Source organism: Buttiauxella selenatireducens (assembly GCF_031432975.1).
Taxonomy (GTDB): domain Bacteria; phylum Pseudomonadota; class Gammaproteobacteria; order Enterobacterales; family Enterobacteriaceae; genus Buttiauxella; species Buttiauxella selenatireducens.
In genome coordinates this window covers 3,258,911-3,277,872 of sequence record NZ_CP133838.1, presented here as the reverse complement: position 1 = coordinate 3,277,872, position 18,962 = coordinate 3,258,911, and the positions used below count along the sequence as shown (strand labels likewise).

The following is an 18,962-nucleotide window of genomic DNA, read 5'->3' as shown; positions in this document are numbered from 1 at the left end:
ACTTTGTCTTGTTAAATCAATGTGCCGCCAAATCAGAAAGAGGAATGCGTTATGTATTATGGATTTGATATTGGTGGCACCAAAATTGCGCTCGGCGTCTTTGATGAACAGCTTAAATTGCAGTGGGAAACCCGCGTTCCCACTCCGCGTGACAGCTATGACGAATTTTTAAACGCGGTCGCCGCCCTGGTGACCGAAGCCGATACCCGCTTTGGCGTAAAGGGCTCCGTGGGGATTGGTATTCCGGGAATGCCGGAAACCGACGACGGCACGCTCTACGCCGCCAATGTTCCTGCCGCCAGTGGCAAACCGCTGCGTGCCGACCTCTCTGCTTTACTTGAACGCGACGTGCGTCTCGATAACGATGCCAACTGTTTTGCCCTCTCCGAAGCCTGGGACGATGAGTTCCGTCAGTATCCGCTTGTCATGGGACTGATCCTGGGAACGGGCGTGGGCGGCGGGATTGTCATTAACGGTAAGCCGATTACCGGTCGCAGTTATATCACCGGTGAGTTTGGTCATATTCGCCTGCCAGTCGATGCGCTGGAGGTGGTCGGGCGTGATTTCCCCCTGACGCGCTGCGGTTGTGGACAGCACGGCTGTATTGAGAATTATCTTTCAGGCCGAGGGTTTGCATGGCTTTACGAACACTTCTATCATCAGAAACGTGAAGCTCCGGAAATCATCGCCTTGTGGGAGCAGGGGGATGAACAAGCCCGCGAACACGTTGAACGGTATCTCGATCTGCTGGCGGTGTGTCTGGGCAATATTCTGACCATTGTCGATCCCGACTTACTGGTGATCGGTGGTGGATTATCCAACTTTTCTGCAATTACGGAACAGCTGTCCGGGCGATTGCCTCGACATTTGCTGCCGGTTGCCCGTGTACCGCGCATTGAACCTGCGCGGCATGGGGATGCTGGCGGTATGCGTGGCGCGGCGTTCCTCCATCTCACGGAGTAAATTATGTTAACCCGTCGTCAACATCGGTTAAGCCGGTTCAGAAAAAACAAACGCTTGTTGAGACAGCGTCTGCGCCAGCGCGCTTTTTTCCGCGACAGTCCTGGACCTGAAGCGATGGAAAAACCCAGAGTTGTGGTCCTGACCGGGGCAGGGATTTCCGCCGAGTCAGGCATTCGGACTTTCCGCGCGACTGATGGTTTGTGGGAAGAGCATCGTGTTGAAGATGTGGCAACGCCAGAAGGATTTGCCCGCGACCCAGAACTGGTTCAGGCGTTTTATAATGCTCGCCGTCAGCAACTCCAGCAGGCAGAAATCCAGCCCAATGCGGCTCATCGGGCGTTAGCAAGGCTTGAGGAAGAGTTGGGCGATCACTTCCTTTTGGTGACGCAAAATATTGATAATCTCCACGAGCGCGCGGGTAATAAAAATATTATCCATATGCACGGTGAACTGCTGAAAGTACGCTGTGCGCGCAGTGGGCAAGTGCTGGAGTGGAAAGGGGATATCACCTCTGATGATCGTTGCCACTGCTGCCAACTTTCTGCACCGTTGCGCCCGCACGTGGTGTGGTTTGGTGAAATGCCGTTGGGGATGGATGAGATTTATCAGGCGATTGCGACGGCAGATTACTTTATTGCCATTGGCACTTCTGGCCATGTTTATCCCGCCGCAGGTTTTGTCCACGAAGCCCGATTGCAAGGCGCACATACCGTTGAGCTGAATCTTGAACCGAGCCAGGTGGGTAGCGAGTTTGAAGAGAAGTTTTACGGTTTAGCCAGTGAAGTGGTGCCGGAGTATGTGGACAGATTATTGAAAGGGCTTTGAAACAACCCTCACCCCGACCCTCTCCCTGAGGGTGAGGGGGAGAACGGTTAAGTCCCCTCTCCCTCAGGGAGAGGGTTAGGGTGAGGGGGAAAAAGCTAAAAACCGTACTACCGTCCAGCCTTCAACTTCTGATAATAAGACTCATAAATCGCACTGGCATCACCGACATCGTTCTGCCACTCCCCGTTTTTAAGCACTGCCTCATCAGGGTAAAGCGATTTATCGCCAGACACTTCTTTTGGTAGCAACTTGCGCGCTTCGAGATTTGGCGTCGGATAACCAATCGTCTCGGCTACCTGTTTTGCCACATCGGGACGCAGCAGGAAGTTAATCAGCTTTAATGCACCGTCTACGTTTTTGGCGTTTGCAGGAATAGACAGGTTATCCATCCAGAAAATCCCGCCTTCTTTCGGCCAGACGATTTCCAGCGGAGTGCCGGCCTGGCGCGCAACATAGGCTGAACCATTCCACACCATACCGAGATTCACTTCGCCTTCCATATACGGGTTGGCAGGGTTATCCGAGTTGAACGCGGCCACGTTTGGCATCAGCTTTTGCAACTCGTGGTATGCCGCTTCAATCTGTTTTGGATCGGTAGTATTGCCGGAATAACCCAGTTTCAGTAATGCGACCTGGAACACTTCGCGCGCGTCATCGGTCAGCAACAGGCTTTGCTTGTACTCTGGTTTCCATAAATCGGCCCAACGGGTGACGGTTGTTGGATCAATAGCGTCGCTGTTTACGCCAATGGCTGTCGCACCCCAGATATACGGAATGGAATAGTCATTATTGGGATCGAACGGCTTGTTGAGCATCTCAGGATCGAGATTTTTGAAGTTGCTCAGTTTGCTTTTGTCGATCTTCTGGATCATCCCTTCTTTGCGCATTTTCGCCACAAAGTAGGTTGAAGGAACAACCAGATCGTACGCACCTTCTTTGTAGGTTTTCAGCTTGGCATACATGGTTTCATTCGACTCGTAGGTCGAATAAATCACTTTGATTCCCGTTTCTTTGGTGAACTGCTCAAGCAGGCCTGGCGGCACGTACTCTGTCCAGTTATAGAAGTAGAGTGTCTTACTGTCATCGGCATGTGCAGCGCCCATACCCAGTGCCAGAGCGCCCGCAGCGAGCAGGTGGCGTGGCCATTTAGTCATTTTAACGTCCCCTGAATTTAGAGCCTAGCTCTTGGTTTTATCACGAAGAATAAGCTGACTGGCAACCACCAGGACCAGCGAGAGCACTAACAAAATGGTGGCAAGTGCATTCACCTCTGGCGAAACACCGACCTTCACCATTGAGTAAATCTTCAATGGCAAAATTTCATAACTTGGCCCTGTCACGAACGATGAAACCACCACATCATCCATCGACAGGGTAAAACTCAACAACCAGCCCGCGGCAACCGCAGGCATGGCTAGTGGCAGGAGGATCTTGCGAAGAATGGTCAGCTCGCTGGCACCTAAATCTTTTGCCGCCTCAAGCATGCGCACATCAAACCCTTTCAGCCGTGAATAGACAGTGACGACGACAAATGGCAGGCAAAAAGTGATATGCGAGAACAGTAGCGACCAGAAGCCAAGTGATACACCCAGCAGCATAAACAGCACCAGCAGTGAAATTGCCATCACGATATCGGGCGACATCATCACCACAAATAACATGCCGCTTACAAACGGTTTGCCACGGAAACGGTAGCGATACAACGCCACCGCTGTTAGCGAGCCAATCAGCGTCGCCGCAGTGGCGGAAACCACTGCCATGGTTAATGAATGTTGTGCCGCTTGCAGCAGGCTGTCGTTGTTCATCAGCAGGCTATACCACTTGCCCGTAAAGCCTTGCCAGTTAATACCGAAACGCGAACTGTTAAACGAATTAACGATCAAAATGATAATCGGAATGTACAGATACGCGTAGATGGCAGTCATAAAACCGCCGCGGAACAGGCGACCCATCATTCTAATTCCACCTTCTTGTTCAACAAACGGGCAGCACGCCAGTAAACCAGCAGCATCAGACCCATCACCAACGTGAGCGTAATACTTGTCGCGGCACCAAACGGCCAGTCGCGAATATTCAGGAACTGGCTCTTAATGACGTTACCAATCAACAGGTTTTTCGCCCCTCCCATCAAGTCGGAAACGTAAAACAGCCCCATTGCAGGCAACATCACCAGCAAACAGCCCGCAATAATTCCCGGCATGGTGAGCGGAATGATAATGCGGATAAAAGTCTGAAATTTGCTGGCACCTAAATCACGCGCTGCTTCCAGCAGAGGCTTATCAAGCTTCTCGATGCTCGAATACAGTGGCATGACCATAAATGGCAGCAGGATATACACCAGGCCGATGATCACTGCACTTGGGGTGTACATCAGACGAATCGGCGTATCAATGACCCCAAGCCACAGCAAAAACTCATTCATATACCCTTTGGTGCTGAGGAAAATCTTCAACCCATAGATACGAATTAATGAGTTGGTCCAGAAGGGGACAATCAGCAAAAAGAGCAACAAAGGGCGCACACGCTCCGGTAATCGAGCCAGGAACCAGGCAAACGGGTAGCCCAACATCAGGCAGGCGAGGGTGGCAATCAACGCCATATTTAGCGAGTGCAGAAGTACCTGCGCGTACAGAGGGTCGGCGAGCCGGGTGTAGTTTTCCAGCGTGAACACCATGCTGACGAAATTGGCGTCATCACGCGTCAGGAAGCTCGTCCCGATGATCATCAGATTCGGCAGGAACACGAACAACACCAACCAACCTACGATGGTGGTAATCACCAGATTCTGGAATTTACGCGAGCTCTTCATCTGCCAACACGACCTCCCAGCTTTCAACCCAGGTAACCGCCATTTTTTGGTTAAGCGAGTGGTCAAAATCAGGATCATCTTCGTTAAAGAATTCACTGACCATCACCATTTTGCCATTTTCCAGTTCGACGTTTGACTCAAGCGTCATGCCTTTATAGTTGCGTTCCCGCACATAGCCCATCAAGCCGTCGGCAACGTGAGTATCGCCGATCTCTTCGACGCGCAGATCTTCCGGGCGTAACAGGACTTTCAGCCGTTGCCCGGCGGTGACAGGCATCGTCACATAAATATGGCATTCGCGGCCTTCGACGTTGGCCAGCACACGCTGTTCATCGACACGTTCGATGACGGTCGCATCAAAAATATTGATCTCACCAATAAAACTCGCCACGAACAGGTTTTTGGGTTCTTCGTAAATTTCGCGCGGTGTGCCGTCTTGCTCAATACGACCATCGCGCATCACCACAATCCTGTCGGACATGGTTAACGCTTCTTCCTGATCGTGCGTGACAAAAACAAAGGTAATGCCGAGCTTACGCTGGAGCGCTTTTAATTCGTTCTGCATCTGCTTGCGCAATTTGTAATCGAGCGCGGAAAGCGACTCATCAAGCAGTAACAGACGGGGTTTATTCACTACCGCCCGTGCAATCGCAACACGCTGTTGCTGTCCGCCAGAAAGCTGGTGGGGTTTACGTTGCGCGAACGCCTCTAGCTGCACCATTTTCAACGCTTCGGTCACACGCGGAGCAATCTCGGCATCCGGCGTTTTTTGCATTCTTAAACCGAAGGCGACGTTTTCAAAAACGGTCATATGAGGAAACAGAGCGTAGCTCTGGAAGACGGTATTAACGTGGCGGTGTTCGGCCGGAACCTGCGTGATATCCTGGCCATCGAGTGAAATCGTGCCAGAATCCGCGCTTTCCAGACCGGCAATGATGCGCAGCACCGTTGTTTTGCCGCAGCCGGAAGGGCCAAGGAGTGTCAGAAATTCACCATTATTGATGGTGAGAGATAAATCAGAAATTACGTTTTTGCCATCAAAGCGCTTACCTACACCCGCCAGTTCTACCAGCGGTGAGAGCGAACGAAGCTGTGTATTCAATTTTTTACTCTGTCCCATAAATGACGCATCAAATTGCGAGCTGATGCGGGGTTTGTGATTAACCACCTTGCGGTTTTGCACGTTTAAGTAAGGGCACGCATTCTACGGCAAAGCATTGAAATCGCCAATCCTTGATGCCTGCTGGCGGGGTTGAACGTGATGAGGATCCAAGCAGCAAACACCAAATCCACTCGCATTGCATTACATTCGTGACTATTTTCATCTCAGGCAGGCTAAAAGTGACCTGACGCAATATTTGCATTTGTGGCTTACTGATAATGAAGTCACAAAAATTGAGGGTAGCGACATGGATAAATTACTTGAACGTTTCTTACATTATGTCTCTTTGGATACCCAGTCCAAATCTGGCGTGAAGCAAGTTCCCAGCACCGAAGGGCAGTGGAAGTTGTTGCGCTTGCTGAAAGAGCAAATGGAAGAGATGGGTTTGGTGAATGTTACGCTGGGCGAACATGGCACCGTCATGGGAACACTCCCGTCTACCGTCGACAAAAAAGTCCCGCCAATTGGTTTTATCTCTCATGTGGATACCGCGCCTGATTTCACGGGTAAAAATGTCAATCCGCAAATTGTAGAAAACTATCGTGGTGGTGATATCGCGCTGGGAATTGGCGATGAAGTGCTCTCGCCGGTGATGTTCCCGGTACTGCATCAGTTGCTCGGACATACGCTTATCACCACCGATGGCAAAACGCTGCTTGGCGCTGATGATAAAGCTGGCGTGGCTGAAATCATGACCGCGCTGGCGGTGCTGAAAGAGAAAAAAATCCCGCACGGTGATATTCGTGTGGCTTTCACCCCTGATGAAGAAGTGGGTAAAGGCGCGAAGTATTTTGATGTCGACGCATTCGATGCCCGTTGGGCATACACCGTCGATGGCGGTGGTGTGGGTGAGTTGGAGTGCGAGAACTTTAACGCAGCTTCGGTCACGATCAAAATCGTGGGTAACAACGTGCACCCAGGTTCTGCTAAAGGGGTGATGGTAAATGCGTTGTCACTTGCAGCCCGCATTCATGCAGAAGTGCCTGCTGACGAAAGCCCTGAATGTACCGATGGCTACGAAGGTTTTTACCACCTGAACAGCATGAAAGGTTCGGTCGATAAAGCAGAAATGCACTACATCATCCGTGATTTCGACCGCGAGCAGTTTGAAGCCCGCAAACGCAAAATGATGGATATCGCCAAGAAGGTCGGCAAGGGTCTGCACCCGGATTGTTACATCGAGCTGGTTATCGACGACAGCTACTACAATATGCGCGAGAAAGTCGCGGAGCATCCTTACATTGTGGAAGTGGCGCAACAGGCGATGCGTGATTGCGACATCGAACCTGTCCTGAAGCCGATTCGTGGCGGCACCGACGGCGCGCAGCTGTCATTTAAAGGTTTGCCTTGCCCGAATCTGTTCACCGGCGGCTATAACTATCACGGCAAACACGAGTTTGTGACGCTGGAAGGGATGGAAAAAGCGGTGGCGGTGATTGTGCGTATTGCTGAGTTAACGGCAAAGCAGAGCTGAGTCACCAGGGTGCTGGTGGTGATAGAAAACAAAGGGGCAGGGAGCCCCTTTGTTGTATTAGATTATCGATAATATGACGGTCAGTTTAGTGCCAGAACTGTCTTTAGTTACGATTCAGTCTTTATTAACGCTTACTCTGATCTTTGTTACGTTCTTGATTTCGTTTGCTCTGATCTTTGTTACGTTCTTGATTTCGTTTGCTCTGGTCTTTGTTGCGGTCATGATTTCGTTTAGTCTGGTCTTTGTTACGATTTTTTTGCCGACTGTCGTGGTTTCCATCGATATTTTTTAGATGCTCACCATTATTACCATTCCATCGCGGCGCATTATCTATACGATTCTCACGGCTTGCTTCATGTATATCGTGATGAGTTTCTCGACCTTTTTCACGAATTTCATGGCGTTCGTCTACATTCGAGTTATCGCCAATGTCAGTGTTATTATCTACACGATATTCACGACTACCTTCGCGAACATCGTGTTTTCCTTCCCGAACAGACTCACGAACATCATGGCGCTGCTCAAAACTGGCTGTTTCAGCAAAAGATGACATGCTACAAGTCAGAGTAAAAATGCCAATGAGATTAATCAGTTTCATACTTATTCCTGGTAGACTCTCTATGTGAGAGATCAAATATGGTATTTGAAGTTGTTGATGCAACTTTTCTAGAATCATAAATGCTTCGTTAATTTTTATCACAACATTATTTATATAATAAAAAACTTTGTCGTTCTTTTATTGCACTGTGAAGATCTTCTTTAACTATTTAATTTATAAAGCACTTATCAAACATTGCTGATTTTATTTTTAATAAACCAGATTCTTCCTATTAAATAATGATGGTATTTAGCCTGGTTTTTTATTGTGAATAAAATGAAGGGAAAGAAGAAGAGTAACGCGCTGATTATTACCTAAGGAAATACCCCTGAGGTGTTTAAGCCTCAGGGGGGTTATTTATGGTGTCACAATATTGAACCAGAACTCGAACTTGTCCATGTAGCCCAACATTTCGTCCATCTTCGCACCGTTACCGGTTACCTTCACATCACCTTTATCTTCAGCCTGTTTCAGCGTTTCTTCTTTCAGGATGATCTTATTCAGCGTGTCACGGTTCAGCGTAATCGTGGCGTCGGCGTCTTTCGCTTCGGCGTTAGCGGTGTGGTTCAGCACACCGTTTTCCAGCTCCAGCTTGTATTTGCCGCCATCGCTACCCAAATCGATATTAAACACCGCTTTGGCATTACCTGCCTTTTCACCGTTGATGTGAACGGCAAGGTAGTCGAAGAACATTTCAGGCGTCATAGCACGAACGGTATCCGGGCTTGCCGTATTCGGCGTTGGTCCTTTCACCACGCCATTACGCAACTCCTGAGCACCGGTCAGGTAGAAGTTACGCCATGGGCCAGACTCTGCCTGATAACCCAACTGTTCCAGCGCATCCGCTTCAAGATTACGTGCATTCTGGTTATTCGGATCGGCGAAGACGACTTTACTGACAACCTGCGCCACCCAACGGTAATTACCCTGATCAAAGTCGGTTTTCGCTTTCTGAAGAATCGCATCGGCACCGCCCATGTACTCAACAAATTTCTTCGCCGCTTCTTCTGGTGGCAGTTCGTCGAGGGTTGCCGGGTTGCCATCGTACCAGCCGAGGTACAGCACATAGGTCGCTTTCACGTCATGGCTGACTGAACCGTAGTAGCCACGGTTAGCCCAGGTTTTCGCCAGGCTATCCGGCAGCTTGAAGTTTGCCGCAATTTCATCGCGAGTCAGGCCTTCGTTTGCCATACGCAGGGTCTGGTCGTTGATATAACGATACAGGTCACGCTGGCTCTTCAGCAGGCCAACCACATTATCGTTACCCCAGGTTGGCCAGTGGTGCTGGGCCATAATAATTTCGGCTTTGTCACCCCAACGAACGATAGCTTCGTTGATGTATTTCGACCATGGCAACGGTTCACGAATTTTTGCACCGCGTAACGAATAGGTATTGTGCAGGGTGTGGGTCACGTCCTCTGCGGCTTCGATGAGTTTTTTCTCTTCGATGTACCACAGCATTTCAGATGGGGCTTCAGAACCAGGCGCCAGCATGAAGTCATAAGTCAGGCCATCAATGACCTCTTTTTGACCATCTTTTTCGATGATATTCGTTGGCGCAATCAGCGTAACGGTACCCGCAGACGTTGTGGTGCCTAAACCCGCACCAACCTGTCCAGTCGCTTCGGGTTTCAGCAGGTTGCCATACATATAGCTGGCACGGCGGCTCATGACATTCCCGGCCATAATGTTTTCAGCAACGGCCGCTTCCATGAAGCCAGCAGGCGCATACACTTTTACCTTACCGGATTTCACATCCGCTTCATCGACAACGCCACGCACGCCGCCGTAATGGTCAACGTGGCTGTGGGTATAAATGATGGCGACAACAGGTTTGTTGCCACGGTTTTTAAAGTACAAATCCATGCCAACTTTTGCTGTTTCAGCGGAAACCAGCGGATCGACGACGGTAATCCCTTCTTTACCCTCAATGATGGTCATATTGGATAAATCAAGGTTACGGATTTGGTAAACGCCGTCTGTGACTTCGAAAAGACCGCTGATGTTGATGAGCTGGGACTGACGCCAAAGACTTGGGTTCACTGTGTCAGGGGCTTTTTCCCCTTCTTTTATAAAAGCGTATTGTTGTGGATCCCAGACGACATTCCCTTGTTCACCCTTGATGACTTCCTGAGGTAAAGCGGCGATAAAGCCTTTGTGGGCGTTGGTGAAATCAGTGTTATCAGAGAAAGGAAGCTGATTATAGAGTGCATCGTTAGCTTGCTTTGTTGAAGCCGTTGCACCTTTTGGTGCTTCCTGCGCAAACAACGGTGTGAGTGCAGTGGAAGAGATTAGCCCTGCCAGCGCAAGACTTTTGACGATCAACTTAAGTCTCATTTGTAATCCTTATGTGAAAACTCTCTAACTACTCAGGTATTTCGAATAGTTACCTCGAGATATAATTCGTTAATGCAAATGATAATAATTGTCATAGGCCAAAAACGTTTTTTAAATATAACCAAGGAGTTACATTTCGCCAGTCGTGGATACAAAATATTTTAAATTTAATGTTTGTAGGTTTGAGGCTCTTTGGAGGAACGCAGAAAGTTAACAGGAGAGAGGTCAGATGTGACAGATCATCGAACTATGTGGCTAGAGAATCTCAGCTAAAATTTGACTCGCAGATTGAGCTCGATTCTGAAGACGCCGCGTTTGGTCGCCTTGATGAAACTCGAATTAGTTTGGGTAGAAATTCCCGCCTTCTCAGCCAGTCAATTTTTGCTGAGAAGGCAGGAGAGGGCATTAGTCCTCGAAGTACCAGTACCCGCTGTTGACCAGTGCGGCCAGCATCGCCAGGAATGATGGATCTTCTAATGCGTCACCAAACATTTCTGCTTTCAGGGTGATATTGCTTGCCAGCGCTTCAAGGGCCGGACGGTGCGGGCTGTCAATTTTCTCGCCGTTGACGTAAATCTCATCGGCAATACGCAGCACGCGTAGCCCACCCAAACGAGTAATCGCGTCACCCTGTTTCAGGGCGTCGTAAATCTCATCAGGCTGGTATGGCGGCTCAGGCGGTGCGACGTCCAGTTCATGACGTGACTGGGAAACAAACTCACCAAACCAGGTTTTGAAATGCTCCGGCTGATTGATCAGTTCCAGCATCATGTTACGCAGGCTGTCCATTTCCTGTGGCAGAACATCCGCAGGATGCTGGCGCGCAGGCACATCAGGGTCGGTATAACGTTGGCTGCCCAATTCGCGTTGCAGCACGTAATCAGCGAAACCGCTGATTAACTCACGGCCACTTGGCGCGCGGAAACCGACCGAGTAGTTCATCGAGTTTTCCAGCGAGTAGCCTTCGTGCGGGAAGCCTGGCGGAATATAAACAATATCGCCCGGCTCCAGCTCTTCGTCGATGATGGCGTCGAACGGTTCAACTTGCAGCAAATCAGGATGCGGGCAGTGTTGTTTCAGGGCAACTTTTTCCCCGACACGCCAGCGACGGCGGCCAACACCTTGAATGATAAACACATCGTACTGATCGAAATGCGGACCAACGCCACCGCCTGGCACCGAGAACGAGATCATCAGATCGTCGATTCGCCAGTCCGGCAGAGCACGGAACGGGCGCATTAATCGCGCACTTTGTTCATGCCAGTGGTTAACGGCCTGGACCAGTAAAGACCAGTTGTTTTCACCCAGATGATCATAGCTCTGGAATGGGCCGTGGCTGACCTGCCATTTACCGTTGTGATGGCTGACCAGGCGGCTGTCCACCTCGTTTTCCATCGCAAGGCCGGCGAGCTCATCTGGAGAAATGGGATCGATGAAGTTTTTGAAGCCGCGTTTTAACACCACTGGGCGTTTTTGCCAGTAGTTCTCAATAAAATCGGGCCAATTTAGGTCGAGTTGATAGTCCATATTATTATCCGGCAGGTGAAGGAGCCTGCCGAGGATTATAACGGATGGGGCACCGGGTTACGGGAGTATTTTCAATCTTCTTCCCGGTCTGGACGCTGACGGCCAAAAATCACTTCCATACGTGCGCCGCCCAGGGCGCAGCTCGAGGTTTGGATCTGACCGTCGTACTGTTCCACGATTTCACGGGCAACGGACAAACCCACGCCCTGGCCTGGCCGCAGAGTATCAGCGCGTTGACCGCGGTCAAACACCAGGTTGCGCTTACTTTCAGGGATGCCGGGACCGTCGTCATCAACGAATAAGTGCAGCGTGTCATCCAGCTGGCGACCGGAGATCTCAACAAATTCAAGGCAATATTTGCAGGCGTTATCCAGCACGTTCCCCATCACTTCCATGAAGTCATTCTTCTCACCCATGAAGGTGATTTCCGGCGAAATATCCAGCGTGATGGTAACGCCTTTGCGCTGATACACCTTATTGAGTGCCGAGCAGAGGCTGTCGAGTAACGGGGCCACGGGATGAAGTTCCCGGCTGAGTAACGGGCTGTCGCCACGCATACTGGCGCGATGCAAGTAGTAACCAATTTGCTGCGAAATACGGCTGATTTGCTCAAGCATCACCGGCTCCGCTTCTTCGATATTTTGTTTTTCTGTACGCAACGAACGCAACGTGGTTTGCATGACGGCCAGCGGCGTTTTCAGACTGTGTGTTAAGTCGGTCAATGTGGTGCGGTATTTGTCATGACGGTCACGTTCGGTACGCAGCAGGCGATTAAGATTACGCACAAGGCTCGTCAGCTCGCGTGTCGTTTCGGGATTGAGACTGTCACGGTCGTGTTTTTCAAGCTCACGCACTTCTTTCGAAAGGTGTTCGATAGGGCGCAAACTCCAGCGTGCAGCGAACCAAAGTAACGGTACGACGAGCAACAAATTGGCAAGGAACACACAGGTAAACATGCTCCAGACCGTATACGAACGCTTTAATTCGATAGGGATCGTGTCGACAACCACAATAGTTAAGGCCGGCATTTTCCCCGCCGCCGGATACTTATTTACGGCAACGGAGTGACTGACATCATAGCTATAATCGCCATCATAAAAATCTTTAAGCCTGGTTTGTAGCTTTTCGTCGTTGGCGAGCAAGGCGTGGCTGGTATCAAAACTCGCTTCCAGCTCGTGAAAACCATTGCTGGTAAGCCACTCTTTTTTAATCTGCTGAGCCACGTGCGGCACGTCACGTTGTGTCCACAACAGCTTACCCTGGTCATCGTAGATGAGAACCATGGTCGGGGTTTTCACATTCAAGTTTTCTGGAAGAACAACGTTAATGCGGCCATTTTCGTAGGTCGCGAGGGTATAAAACAGGTTGCTCTCCCCGCGCAATAAACGGAAAGAGGTTTTATCAAAACTGATGCTATAGCCCACCAGAGCAACAACACCATAGGCCAGTGACAGCACCAGAACGATGACGGCAGTCGCGAGTAAGAAGCGGACCCGTAAAGACAACGGTAAAAAATGCCGAATGAATTTCATGATTAGCGCAGATCGAAACGATAGCCCTGACCACGTACTGTGGTGATAGCATCATGCGAATATTCAGCCAGAATCTTTTTACGCAAGCGCCCCATTAAAACGTCGATGGTGTGGCTTTCGCGCAGTTCAGCATCGGGATAGAGTTGAAGCATCAACGAATCCTTGCTCACCACTTTGCCATTGTTGCGAATCAGCGTTTCCATAATGGTGTATTCGAAAGCGGTCAGCTTGATCAGATTGTCGTTGATAAGTAATTCACGACGCGATAAATCCACCTGGAAAGGCGGGAGAGAAATAACCTGGGAAGCCAGGCCGCTGTTACGGCGCATCAGGACTTGCATGCGGGCAATGACTTCTTCCAGATGGAAGGGTTTGGTGACGTAATCATCAGCGCCCGCGCCCAGCACTTCGACTTTATCCTGCCAACCTTCACGGGCGGTGAGAACCAGAATAGGGAGGGTCACATCGTGGCTGCGCCAACGGCGAATCAGACTCAAGCCGTCTTCGTCGGGCAAACCTAAATCGACAATGGCGATATCGGGGGTATGTTCACTCAGAAAATAGTCTGCTTCTTTGGCATCTTCAGCAGCATCAACCTGATGACCGGACTCACGCAACTGAACCTTGAGGTGGTGACGCAACAGAGCATTATCTTCCACAACCAGAACACGCATCGTATTTCCTCAGTGCATAATATAAATGGCATAAATAGTTTAACGCTAATTATCGACCAGAGGGCATAAACCGTGAGTAAACAGGCGGGAATGTAAAAACGCCACCGCAGAGGGTGGCGTTGGAGGCGTTATTTCAATTCATCAACCATGGTGATGGCGCGGCCAATATAGTTAGCCGGGGTCATCTGTTTCAGGCGAACTTTCTCTTCTTCTGGCAGTTCAAGGCTGTCGATAAACTGTTTCATGCCTTCGGCATCTACACGCTTACCGCGCGTCAGTTCTTTCAGCTTCTCGTACGGCTTTTCAATACCGTAACGACGCATCACGGTCTGAATTGGCTCAGCCAGCACTTCCCAGTTGAGATCCAGCTCGGCCAGCAGACGGTCACGGTTCACTTCCAGTTTGCTCACCCCTTTCAAAGTGGACTGGTACGCAATCAGCGCATAACCAATACCAACACCGAGGTTACGCAGCACGGTGGAGTCAGTCAGGTCGCGCTGCCAGCGGGAAACAGGCAGTTTGCTCGCCAGGTGTTGTAGCATCGCGTTAGACAGGCCCAGGTTGCCTTCGGAGTTTTCGAAGTCGATTGGGTTCACTTTATGCGGCATGGTGGAAGAACCGATTTCGCCTGCGATGGTTTTCTGTTTGAAATGATTCAGGGCGATGTAACCCCAAACATCACGATCAAAGTCGATCAGAATGGTGTTGAAACGCGCGATGCAATCAAACAATTCAGCGATGTAATCATGTGGTTCGATTTGCGTGGTGTATGGGTTCCACTGGATGCCCAGAGACGTCACGAACTCCTCGCTGAACTGGTGCCAGTCAACTTCCGGGTAAGCCGCAATGTGGGCGTTATAGTTGCCGACAGCGCCGTTGATTTTGCCCAGAATGTCCACTTTCTCAAGCTGACGGAACTGGCGTTCCATACGGTAAGCCACGTTCGCCATCTCTTTACCCATGGTCGATGGGGTCGCAGGCTGGCCGTGAGTACGAGAAAGCAGAGGAATGTCGCGATACTGAACCGACAGGTCTTTCACGGCGTCAATCACTTTACGCCAGTATGGCAGCACCACATCTTTGCGGGCGGTTTCCAGCATCAAAGCGTGGGACAGGTTGTTGATGTCTTCTGAAGTGCAGGCGAAGTGAATGAATTCAGATACCGCATGCAGGGCAGGGACGGCGGCCACTTTTTCTTTCAGAAAATACTCAACGGCTTTTACGTCGTGATTGGTGGTGCGTTCAATGGTCTTGATGCGTGCTGCATCTTCTTCACTGAATTCAGCAACAATTTTATCAAGGTAACCGTTTGCGTCTGCGTCAAAAGCAGGAACTTCCTTGATCGCTGTGTGCGTGGCCAGTTTTTGAAGCCAACGTACTTCGACTTGTACGCGAAATTTCAGCAGACCAAATTCGCTGAAAATAGCGCGCAGAGCGCTGACTTTGTCACCGTAACGTCCATCAACGGGGGAAACGGCGGTCAGTGAGGATAATTCCATAAGTTACAACTCCAGAGAGGTTAACAATGAGCAAGAATTTGTTTGGCCTGAGCACACAGGCGATTACGAGAAAACATTAACTGCAAGCGTCCACCGCCCACCTGGTGCCACAGCACGGCGGCGCGAATACCGGCCAGCAACGAAGCGCGGACCTTGCTTTGCACCTGCGGGCTTTGTAGCACAGCGGGGGAGCCGGTGACTTGAATACGTGGGCCAAGCGGGCTGATGACATCAACATAGATCCCCGCCATAGCGCTCAGCAGCGTATCGGACTCAAGATCAAAATGTTCAAGTTGGCGTTGTAAGCCGGAAATACTTGAGCCGAGCTTATCCATCGCACCTTTGCTGCCGTGAAGTTTACGTTCCAGCACCATCAGGCTCAACGTGTAGCGCGTCAGCTCAGCATTCAGACCCTGACGATTGCTGGCATTCAACACGCCCAGCAAGGTTTCGAGGCCAAGTTTCAGGTTTGCTTCGTTGCCACCAAAAACGTCCAGCGTGGAGCCTGGGTTTTGGTCGATAACGCTGTTCAACGAAACATGAAGCGCATCGTTATCGCAATGCCCCTGGTGAGCCAATTGCTGAACCAGACGGGCAGACTGGCAAATCCCGGCCAGTGCGATAGTGATGTCATAGTAATTTTTGGCCACTAAGGGTTCCGTCCTCTTTATTATTCAATAACGAGCGGCAGACGCTGCTCAATAACACCACCACCGAGGCACACTTCACCGAGATAGAACACGGCAGACTGACCAGGAGTGACGGCGGCAACGGGTTCTTCAAAACGAACTTCAATGCGATCCGCATCCAACGGTGTGATAACGCAAGGAAGATCGGTCTGGCGATAACGGGTTTTCACGGTACAGGCTAACGGCTCGGTCAGCGTTTCGCGTGATACCCAATGCAACTGCTGCGCAATCAGGCCAACTGACATCAAACGCGGGTGGTCATGACCTTGCGCGACCACCAGAATATTGTTCTCAACGTCTTTATCGACCACATACCATGGGTCTTCGCTACCTTCTTTGGTACCGCCGATGCCCAGACCTTTACGCTGACCCAGCGTGTGGTACATCAAGCCTTGATGCTCGCCGATGGTTTCGCCATCAACTGTGACGATTTTACCCGGTTGCGCAGGCAGGTAACGGCCAAGGAATTCACGGAATTTGCGCTCACCGATAAAACAGATTCCAGTGGAGTCTTTTTTCTTCGCGGTTGCCAAATCCAACTCTTCGGCAATACGGCGCACTTCAGGCTTTTCCAGCTCACCGACCGGGAACAGGCTTTGCGCGATTTGCTCGTGTCCAAGCGTATAGAGGAAGTAGCTTTGATCTTTGTTGCTGTCTAACCCACGGAGCAGGCGACTTTTACCGTCCACATCATCGCGACGCACGTAGTGACCGGTGGCGATGTAATCGGCACCTAAATCTTCGGCGGCAAATTCGAGGAAGGCTTTAAATTTGATTTCTTTGTTGCACAGAATATCCGGGTTTGGGGTACGCCCAGCTTTGTACTCTTCCAGGAAGTGTTCAAACACGTTATCCCAGTATTCTGCGGCAAAGTTTACGGTGTGCAGTTCAATGCCGAGTTTATCGCAAACGGCTTGTGCATCCGCCAAATCAGCGGCTGCGGTACAGTACTCCTCGCCATCGTCCTCTTCCCAGTTCTTCATGAACAGGCCTTCCACCTTGTAACCTTGTTGTTGCAACAAGTATGCGGAAACGGAGGAATCGACACCGCCGGACATCCCGACGATCACTTTTTTCTGGCTGTTATCAGACATGGAGTAACTCACGACATTGAACTTAAAGGCGGCGTATTCTATCACGCATCACCGGGGCTGGCACCCCTAACTAAACGGCCAATTGAATGCACCCAGCATGCTGAGCGGATATCGTTCAGCGCGTTGATAGCAGCGGATGCTTTCGGCAACTAAAGGTGAGCGCAAATTTCCTGCGTTAACAATTTGTTGCGGATCCAGCCATAAGCAACGATCGATGTCGTTATCATGCGGTGTGGTGGGGAGTTGTTCTTCAAGATCGATAGAGAACAAGAAACGCAAGAAAGGTGTTTTATCCGGTGCTATCCACTGGTGCATGCGGATAAACGTCTGCGGCTCGGCGCGAATACCGGTTTCTTCATACAGCTCACGGCGTGCGGCTTCAACCAGCGTTTCGTCTGCTTCAAGATGCCCGGCGGGCTGATTCCACAACGCTTTGCCGTTAATGGTTTCTTCTACGACCAGAAATTTCCCTTGCGCCTGAACCACGCAAGCAACGGTAACGTGCGGTTTAAACATCAGTAATCTCCTGCCTTAAACATCGTTAGCGTGATCATTTTAAAGTGATATGGATCACATTTTTTAAGGTGACATATACTCGTGATGTCTGGCACTTTCCACGAGGGTACTTCGATGCAACTTACCACGCGCATTATGCCACAGAGCAAACGTATCGCTTTAGTGGCACACGATCCTTGCAAACCTGACCTTCTCAACTGGGCCGTTGATAATCAAATGGCGCTCAGCAACCATATTATTTATGCAACCGGTACAACGGGGAACCTGTTGCAGACCCACACACGCTTGTCCGTTCTGGCGTTAATGAGCGGCTCAATTGGGGGCGATCAACAGCTGGGTTATTTGATTGCCTCGGGACAGATTGATGTGCTTATTTTCTTCTGGGACCCGCTCAGTGCCGTACCCCATCACTCTGACGTCAAAGCATTAATGCGGCTGGCAACAGCATGGAACATCCCCATTGCCAGTAATGCGTGTAGTGCAAACTTCCTGATTCATTCATCTTTGTTCGAACAAGCACTGGAAATTACTGTCCCGGATGGCGATGCGTTCCTCAGCAGCCGGGTCTCCCATGTCACACAACACGGCGTTAATACGCAGCAGCTTTTATAGCGATTCCAGCGGAATTTCCCGCCATTCACCCGGTGCCAAATCGGCAAGCTCCAGATTACCCATAGCAAACCTTATCAGGCGCAGTGTTGGATAACCCACATGCGCCGTCATCCGTCGCACCTGTCGGTTTCGTCCTTCATATAATGTTATTTTCAGCCAACTTGTTGGGATTGCTTTGCGCTCACGAATCGGCGGATTTCGAGCCCATAACCACTGAGGTTCTTCAACCAGCTCCGCGCCAGCGGGCAGGGTAGGACCGTCGTTGAGTGTGACGCCCTTGCGTAAAGATTCCAGCGCTTCTTCCGTTGGCGAACCTTCAACCTGCACGAAATAGACTTTACCGGTGCGTTTGCCTGGTTGCGTCAGTTTTGCCTGTAACACACCGTCATTGGTTAACACCAACAAACCTTCACTATCGCGATCAAGGCGACCCGCCGCGTAAATTCCTTGTAACGGAATGTAATCTTTCAGCGTGCTGCGACCCGCTTCATCAGTGAATTGCGGTAGAACATCGTAGGGTTTATTGAAGATAACTAGCCGCTTCGGTCCAACATCCTGCTTTTTTTTGGCAGGACGTCGCGTGCTGAATCGTTCAACTGGGTGATTTCTAAAAGAAGTTTTATTCATAGTGTTTTCAGACGTTAGGGATTA

The 18,962-nt window shown here is 50.3% G+C and carries 18 protein-coding genes; 4 read left to right on the top strand and 14 right to left on the bottom strand.

The annotated features are described in order from the left end of the window. The first annotated feature begins 51 nt into the window (after positions 1-51). Both nagK and cobB read left to right on the top strand, forming a co-directional pair. Positions 52-963 carry an N-acetylglucosamine kinase gene (gene nagK, locus RHD99_RS15160; protein ID WP_309874964.1) on the top strand — a complete coding sequence of 304 codons (912 nt, stop codon included), beginning with the start codon at positions 52-54 and terminating at the stop codon, positions 961-963. A gap of 3 nt (positions 964-966) precedes the next feature. After that, complete coding sequence (gene cobB, locus RHD99_RS15155; protein ID WP_183271878.1) at positions 967-1,788, top strand: Sir2 family NAD+-dependent deacetylase; 822 nt, start codon at positions 967-969, stop codon at positions 1,786-1,788. Between the two features lie 107 nt (positions 1,789-1,895). On the opposite strand, the gene potD is transcribed toward cobB, so the two are convergent. The 4 genes from potD to potA are packed head-to-tail and all read right to left on the bottom strand — an operon-like array spanning position 1,896 to position 5,717. Further along, positions 1,896-2,942, bottom strand: coding sequence for a spermidine/putrescine ABC transporter substrate-binding protein PotD (gene potD, locus RHD99_RS15150; RefSeq protein ID WP_309874962.1), 1,047 nt, complete (start codon positions 2,940-2,942; stop codon positions 1,896-1,898). Between the two features lie 24 nt (positions 2,943-2,966). Continuing rightward, positions 2,967-3,743, bottom strand: a complete 777-nt coding sequence (potC, locus tag RHD99_RS15145; RefSeq protein ID WP_270139326.1) for a spermidine/putrescine ABC transporter permease PotC — start codon at positions 3,741-3,743, stop codon at positions 2,967-2,969. Beyond that, positions 3,740-4,597 carry a spermidine/putrescine ABC transporter permease PotB gene (gene potB, locus RHD99_RS15140; protein WP_309874959.1) on the bottom strand — a complete coding sequence of 286 codons (858 nt, stop codon included), beginning with the start codon at positions 4,595-4,597 and terminating at the stop codon, positions 3,740-3,742. The genes potC and potB overlap by 4 nt, the downstream gene beginning before the upstream one ends. After that, positions 4,581-5,717 (bottom strand): spermidine/putrescine ABC transporter ATP-binding protein PotA, encoded by a 1,137-nt coding sequence (gene potA / locus RHD99_RS15135; RefSeq protein WP_309874957.1) that lies wholly within the window; start codon positions 5,715-5,717, stop codon positions 4,581-4,583. The genes potB and potA overlap by 17 nt, the downstream gene beginning before the upstream one ends. 289 nt (positions 5,718-6,006) lie before the next feature. Here potA and pepT point away from each other — a divergent pair, with 289 nt between their 5' ends. After that, on the top strand, positions 6,007-7,233 hold the full coding sequence (gene pepT, locus RHD99_RS15130; RefSeq protein WP_309874955.1) for a peptidase T: 1,227 nt from the start codon (positions 6,007-6,009) through the stop codon (positions 7,231-7,233). A gap of 124 nt (positions 7,234-7,357) precedes the next feature. Here the strand turns inward: pepT and RHD99_RS15125 are convergent, their stop codons facing one another. From RHD99_RS15125 to RHD99_RS15085, 9 genes are all read right to left on the bottom strand, one after another. Further along, the gene (locus RHD99_RS15125; protein ID WP_309874953.1) at positions 7,358-7,831 is read right to left on the bottom strand and encodes a hypothetical protein; all 474 of its coding nucleotides are present in this window, start codon (positions 7,829-7,831) and stop codon (positions 7,358-7,360) included. A gap of 357 nt (positions 7,832-8,188) precedes the next feature. Continuing rightward, positions 8,189-10,168 (bottom strand): alkyl/aryl-sulfatase, encoded by a 1,980-nt coding sequence (locus RHD99_RS15120; protein ID WP_309874951.1) that lies wholly within the window; start codon positions 10,166-10,168, stop codon positions 8,189-8,191. Positions 10,169-10,573: 405 nt separating this feature from the next. Beyond that, the gene (locus tag RHD99_RS15115) at positions 10,574-11,695 is read right to left on the bottom strand and encodes a ribosomal protein uL16 3-hydroxylase (protein WP_183271870.1); all 1,122 of its coding nucleotides are present in this window, start codon (positions 11,693-11,695) and stop codon (positions 10,574-10,576) included. Positions 11,696-11,766: 71 nt separating this feature from the next. Beyond that, positions 11,767-13,230, bottom strand: coding sequence for a two-component system sensor histidine kinase PhoQ (phoQ, locus tag RHD99_RS15110; protein WP_309879173.1), 1,464 nt, complete (start codon positions 13,228-13,230; stop codon positions 11,767-11,769). After that, complete coding sequence (gene phoP / locus RHD99_RS15105; protein WP_270139318.1) at positions 13,230-13,901, bottom strand: two-component system response regulator PhoP; 672 nt, start codon at positions 13,899-13,901, stop codon at positions 13,230-13,232. The genes phoQ and phoP overlap by 1 nt, the downstream gene beginning before the upstream one ends. A 128-nt stretch (positions 13,902-14,029) precedes the next feature. Continuing rightward, positions 14,030-15,400, bottom strand: coding sequence for an adenylosuccinate lyase (gene purB, locus RHD99_RS15100; RefSeq protein WP_309874948.1), 1,371 nt, complete (start codon positions 15,398-15,400; stop codon positions 14,030-14,032). A gap of 20 nt (positions 15,401-15,420) precedes the next feature. Beyond that, positions 15,421-16,050 carry a high frequency lysogenization protein HflD gene (hflD, locus tag RHD99_RS15095; protein WP_183271867.1) on the bottom strand — a complete coding sequence of 210 codons (630 nt, stop codon included), beginning with the start codon at positions 16,048-16,050 and terminating at the stop codon, positions 15,421-15,423. Positions 16,051-16,070: 20 nt separating this feature from the next. Further along, positions 16,071-17,183 carry a tRNA 2-thiouridine(34) synthase MnmA gene (mnmA, locus tag RHD99_RS15090; protein WP_183271866.1) on the bottom strand — a complete coding sequence of 371 codons (1,113 nt, stop codon included), beginning with the start codon at positions 17,181-17,183 and terminating at the stop codon, positions 16,071-16,073. Positions 17,184-17,249: 66 nt separating this feature from the next. Continuing rightward, on the bottom strand, positions 17,250-17,699 hold the full coding sequence (locus RHD99_RS15085) for an NUDIX hydrolase (protein WP_183271865.1): 450 nt from the start codon (positions 17,697-17,699) through the stop codon (positions 17,250-17,252). A 114-nt stretch (positions 17,700-17,813) separates the two neighbouring features. Between RHD99_RS15085 and RHD99_RS15080 the strand changes: the two genes are divergently transcribed. Further along, positions 17,814-18,311, top strand: coding sequence for a methylglyoxal synthase (locus RHD99_RS15080; protein ID WP_270139313.1), 498 nt, complete (start codon positions 17,814-17,816; stop codon positions 18,309-18,311). Here RHD99_RS15080 and rluE read toward each other — a convergent pair. Further along, positions 18,306-18,938 carry a 23S rRNA pseudouridine(2457) synthase RluE gene (gene rluE, locus RHD99_RS15075; protein WP_309874946.1) on the bottom strand — a complete coding sequence of 211 codons (633 nt, stop codon included), beginning with the start codon at positions 18,936-18,938 and terminating at the stop codon, positions 18,306-18,308. The two genes, RHD99_RS15080 and rluE, sit on opposite strands and share 6 nt — an antisense overlap. Positions 18,939-18,962: the final 24 nt, after the last annotated feature.